Below are 5499 nucleotides of genomic sequence, written 5' to 3' on the forward strand. Positions count from 1 at the left end.
CGCAGGTGGCGCCGAGGCGGGCGGCATCGAAGACGGCCTGCTCCGCCTCGCGCTCGATCGCCCAGGCCCTGGCGAATTCCGGAGCAGGCTCTTCCAGCACATAGGTGCGGGTGAGATCCGAATGATAGCCGTCGAGCCGGCAGCCGGTATCGACCAGCACCACGTCGCCGGGAGCATAGGTCTGCTCGCCGTCGGCGCCGTGGGGAAGCGAAGTCGCGACCCCGAAGGAGACGATACAGAAGCTCGAACCGCTTGTCGCCCCCAGCGCGCGATGCTGTTCGTCGATATGGCGCACCACATCGGAGGCGAGCACGCCCGGCTTGATGAAGGCATGGGCGCGGCGATGCACTTCGAGCGTCAGGTTCATCGCATGCTGGATGAGATCGATCTCGGCTTGCGACTTCCGGAGCCTGAGATCGCGGATCAGTCGGCCGCCATCGACAAGCCGCTCAATGCCAAAAACGGCGGCGAGTTGGTGGTAGACGAACAGCGGCAGCGCGTCGTCGAGCGCAAGTTTCACATTGGCAGGCAGAAGCGAGGCGACCAGTGCGGCGCTCGCCTCATCCTCCTGCCAGGCGACGATCTCGCCCGGCAGGTGGGACAAGCTCTCGACGCGGCTCTGTTCGAAACCCGGCACGATATAGGTTACCGATTTCGGTGTCACCAGCGCGCCAAGCAGGCGTTCGCTCTGGTGCCAGACGAGGCCGGTGAAATAGCGCAGGCTCTCGCTGGCGCCGAGCAGGATGCCGCCCAACCCCTTGTCGTCCAGTGACGCTTGCAACCGGACAAGGCGCTGCCGCCGTTCGTCGTCGGTAATCTTGGGGACGGGGTGAGACCAGACCATGTCCGCTTCCTTTCGATGTCGCTCGGGTTATATCGCGCTGTAGTCAGTTTGTCGACAGCGATATTTGGCACCTGCAGCCGACCTGCATTCCGCCGTCGTCAATGTCAGCGAAACCGGCTGATGCTATAGGGTTCGATATCGAGGGCAGGCTTCCGGCGTGCGGCGATATCGGCGACCAGCCGGCCGGTCGCGGCCGACTGGGTGAGGCCGAGATGCCCGTGGCCGAAGGCGTAGATGATTGCAGGCGTTGCGCTCGATGGGCCGATCACCGGTAGGCAATCCGGCATGGAGGGACGAAAACCCATCCACTGGCGGCCCCCATCGGTCTTCAGGTCGGGCAGGAAGCTTTTTGCCTTTTTCAGCATCGCCTCCGAGCGCTTGTAGTTCGGCGCCAGTGTCAGCCCGCCGAGCTCGACCGCGCCTCCGACGCGGATGCCGGAGGAAAGCGGCGTCACCACGAAGCCGTGGTCGTTGAAATAAAGCTGGCGATGCAGCGGGAAGGCCCCTTGCGGCAGCGTCGTGTTGTACCCCCGCTCGGTTTCGAGCGGCGCATGATCGCCGAGGCTGGTTACGATCTTCTTCGACCAGGCGCCACCTGCCAGCACGACCGTCTTCGCATCGAAGACGGCGCCATCCGCCAGGATGACCCTGGCGTCGTCGTTTATCGGCTCGATGCGGATGACTTCGCCGATCCTCAGCGATGCGCCACGGGACATGGCGTTGCTGAAGAGGGCCTGGGTGAATTCCAGCGGGTCGGAAACCTGCAGGCCGGAAGGCGTGAAGATGCCATGCCGGAACTGCGGCGCAAGGCCCGGCTGCAGGGAGTCGATCTCATTGCGGCCGACCTTCTGGAATTCGAAACCGGCCTCGCGTTTCGCCTGCCAGTCGTCAGCCGCGGCATTGAGGCTCGCCTCGCTGTCGTAGAGGTCGAGCGTGCCCGTCTGTTTGACCATCGCCCGAAGGCCGGTGCGTTCGACAGTTTGCAGCATTTCGCTGCGCGCCATCGGCATCATCCTCGCATGTACGCCGACGGTGCGCTCATAGGCCGGCCGGGCACTGGCCCGCCACAGTCGCCACAGCCACGGCACCATGTTGAGAGCGTAGGACGGCGGCAGGCTGAGGGGACCGAGCGGATCGAGCAGCCATTTCGGCGCCTTCCACATCATGCCGGGTGCGGCGATCGGGATGATTTCCGGAAAGGCGAGAATGCCGGCATTGCCGCTGCTTGCACCCCGGGCCACCTCCCCGCGCTCGATGATCAGCACCGAGCGGCCGTCTTCCAGCAGGTAATGCGCCGACATCGCGCCGATTATGCCCGAGCCGATGACGACGGCGTCGACCGAAGAGGAATTCATGATTTCTGGTCCTGTGAAGCGAATGCGGAAGGTGAGGTCAGGAGACGGCAAGATCGATCGGATGGCCGAGATCGCGGGCGATATAATCCTGGATCTGCCGGACGATTTGTTCCGCATGCCTGATGGCGAGCCTGTCCGAGCGCTCGACGTCACGGGCTTCGATCGCTGCGATCATCTCCTCGTGTTCGTCGACATATTGGCGTGGCAGCCGGTCGTCGAAGGTACGATAATAGAGGCGCAGGATGCGGCGCCCCTCGTCGAGCAGTCGGGCGAAGAAGGTGGTGTAATAGGTGTTGCCGGCGAGTTCGGCGATCGCCACATGGAATTCCCGGTTCGCCTCGATCATCGCGAAGGCGTCGTGGGCGGCAACCGCTGCCGCGAACTCTGCCTGTCGCTTGCGGATCTCGCCCATAGCCTGGGGCGTGCCGCGCATGGCCGCGCCGCGGGTGGTGACACGGTACATCAGCGTCAGCGCATCGAAATAGGGAGGCAGGGAGGCGAAATCGATCGTCGCGACGATGGTGTTGCGGTTCGGCAGCGTGGTGACGAGGCCATCGGCGGAAAGCCGCAACAACGCTTCGCGGATCGGCGTGCGCGACATGCCGAAACGCTCCGACAGCCGGACCTCGTCGAGCGGACTGCCGGGGGGCAAGGTCATCGCGAGAATTTCCCCGCGCAGGACCGTATAGACGCTCTGCGTCCCGGAACCACGGGTGCGGGGGATATCGGTTTCTGCAGGTTCGTTCTTCGCCATCATTTAACCGTTCTGCGTCGCAAGCCAATGCGGCAGGACAATTGCACACGTATTGTCGACAGGAAAGCCCGCAAGGTGGCAGAACGGATGTGGTGCCGTTTTGTCGGATCGAAGCCTCAGTCGTCACTGGCCTCGGACTGGCCGCGCAGGGTCGCCGCGATGATCCGCGCTGCGGCCAGCCTGCCAGCGACGATCGCGCCGTCGACATAGCCAGGATAGGACGGGGAGAGTTCCGACGACGCGAAATGGACAGGGGGCACGCCTTCGTTGATGATGTCCTCCGCATAACGGGCATCGAGATCGACGACGACGTCGCTATAGGCGCCGCCGCTCCAGGGGTCGTCGACCCAGTCCCGCACATGGATGTCGCGCGGATTGCCCCCTTCGGGGCCAAAAGCTGCGCTTAGCTGTTCGCGGATGAACGTGGTGAGCTCCTCGCGGGGCCGCCCATGCCATTGCTGCGCTTCCGGCCCGCCGACGAAGACGATGAGGCCGGCATAATCGTCGTGGCTGGCATCGCAGGCATAGAGGCCCTGGGGTTCGTGCCACATGACGGCGCCGGAAAGCCCCCGCTCGCGCCAGAACGGCTTGTCGTAGCTGACCTGCAGCTTGATCGATAGGCCTGGCGCCCAGGCGGAAAACGCCTTCCGCAGCCGCTCGGGAAGAGCGGGCGAAAACGGAAGCCGGCGGATCATCACCGGCGGCAGCGCCAGGATGATGTGTTTCGCGAAGAACCGCTCATCGCCGGCGGTGACGGTGACCCCGGTATCGGAATATTCTATCCCGGTCGCCGGTGTGCCGAGGCGCAGCCGATTGCCGAGCCTGGCCGCCAGCTGCTCGGCCAGCGCATGCAGCGTGCCGGGCAGGAACATTTCCATTTCCGAATAGGTATTGGTGATACGCCGGTCGTTAGAGGCGAGCCAGGTGAAGGCGACCTCCTCCGGTGCGCGGCACCAGAGGCCCTTGATCAGCCGCAGGAAACTTTTCCGCACGTCGGCCGGCACGTCGTCCTGGCGGTCCACCCAATCGGCCACCGTCAGCTTTGCCAGTTCCGGGTCGTCCGGATCGGTGGCGATCATCCGGTCGCGGAGCGCATCAACCCCCTGCCAGCGCGCATAACCCTGCTGCGGCGGGACCGGCGGCCGGTAGATGGCCTCGCCATCATAGTGGGTCATGACCGGGGTCTTGCCGTTTTCCGCGATGAGGGCCATCAGCTCGCTCATGTCGCGGCAGAAGAACTGCCCGCCGGTGTCGATCCGGGTACCGTCCGGCAGCGTCTCGGATTCGACCTTGCCGCCGACCCTGTCGCGCGCTTCGAGCAGCAGCACGTCGAGCCCTGCATCGACAAGCTCCAGGGCGGCGCTCAGGCCCGTGAACCCCGCGCCGACGACGATGGCATCCCGCTCAGGCATTCTTTTCTCCGACAGTCTTCCTGCCTTTGCCATTACCGCAAGCGCTTCGGGACGTCTACGAGGCTGTAGACGAACGATCGGAATCCGTGCCGCCCTCGGGCGTCGATGGCTGAGGGCGGCAAATTGGTATCAGTCGAGCGGCAGGATCAGCACGTCGCGGGCCGGCACCTCGATCTTGCCGCCATCATGGGTGCTTCCGACCGGCCAGATCGCCTTACCGGCGGCAAGTTGGCCATGGCTTTCGGCCAGGTTGACCTCGGTCGCCTGCGGCGAGCGGGTCGGGTTGACGAGCCAGAGGAAGCTGCCTTTGTTGCCCTTGTGGATACGCGCGAACAGCGCCTTGTTCGACAGGGCCGCATGCGGCGTGCAGCCGCTCCAGCGCAGCAGTTCGGCGAAAAAGGCGCCGTTCGCCTTGCCCTGAGACTTGTAATAGGCGACCGACGGATTGGTGCCGATCAACAGCGTGCGGCCCTTGCCATAGGCGTGCTCGACCACGGCAAGCCGCCCGTCGTCGAAATTGCCGCGCGCGGTGCCGCCGGCAAGCACATAGGATTGCAGGAAACCGCCGCCGTCGACCGCCGCCCCGTCCAGCTCGAAATGGATGCGGTCGCCGATATCCGGCATGAACTCGGCCTGATCCTCGCGGGCGCCAAAAACCTTGTCGAGGCCCATGTTCGGCTGCACCTGGCCGACATGGCCGCGGTCGCCGAAATAACCGGGGCAGGCTTCGGCGATCAGCATGCCGCCGTTTTCCACCCAGGCGGCGAGGCGTTTTGCCTGCTCGGTGGTGAACATGATCGGATAGGGGAAATAGAGGCGGTCATAGGCATCGATATCGTCGATATGGACCCAGTCCGGCTGGACGCCGTTTTCGAGGAAGGCGCGATAGGCGCCCCACATCGCCTCCGGATAAGGTTTTTCCTTGCGGTCGTAGTTCAAGAGGTAATCCCATTCCTGAGTCTCGGGAACGACCAGGATGCCGATTTCGCCGCGCACCGGTTTTGCCTCCCAGAGCGCGGCCTGCGCCGGGTCGTTTGCCCATTTCGCCATGTCGCTCTGCAGTTTCGAACGTGGCGTGCGGGCGCCGTCCATGCCATAGGCGCCGAACGCACCGAAAAGCGGGCCGTCGAGCAG

At 64.5% G+C, this 5499-nt stretch carries 5 protein-coding genes; all 5 read right to left on the bottom strand.

Features of this window, described 5'->3' with window-relative positions:
* Positions 1 to 844: Xaa-Pro peptidase family protein (locus tag MOV61_RS27915; RefSeq protein WP_247138914.1), on the bottom strand; the 844-nt coding region annotated here is incomplete at its 3' end.
* Between the two features lie 104 nt (positions 845 to 948).
* A complete protein-coding gene (locus MOV61_RS27920; RefSeq protein ID WP_247138915.1) occupies positions 949 to 2199 on the bottom strand; it encodes an FAD-binding oxidoreductase in 1251 nt (416 codons plus the stop codon).
* Positions 2200 to 2236: 37 nt separating this feature from the next.
* Positions 2237 to 2953, bottom strand: coding sequence for a GntR family transcriptional regulator (locus tag MOV61_RS27925; RefSeq protein WP_247138920.1), 717 nt, complete (start codon positions 2951 to 2953; stop codon positions 2237 to 2239).
* 116 nt (positions 2954 to 3069) lie between these two features.
* Positions 3070 to 4398, bottom strand: coding sequence for an FAD-dependent oxidoreductase (locus tag MOV61_RS27930; protein WP_258719020.1), 1329 nt, complete (start codon positions 4396 to 4398; stop codon positions 3070 to 3072).
* Positions 4399 to 4494: 96 nt separating this feature from the next.
* Positions 4495 to 5499: beta-galactosidase trimerization domain-containing protein (locus MOV61_RS27935; RefSeq protein ID WP_247138919.1), on the bottom strand; the 1005-nt coding region annotated here is incomplete at its 5' end.

The organism is Neorhizobium sp. BETTINA12A (genome assembly GCF_023006485.1).
Lineage (GTDB): Bacteria > Pseudomonadota > Alphaproteobacteria > Rhizobiales > Rhizobiaceae > Neorhizobium.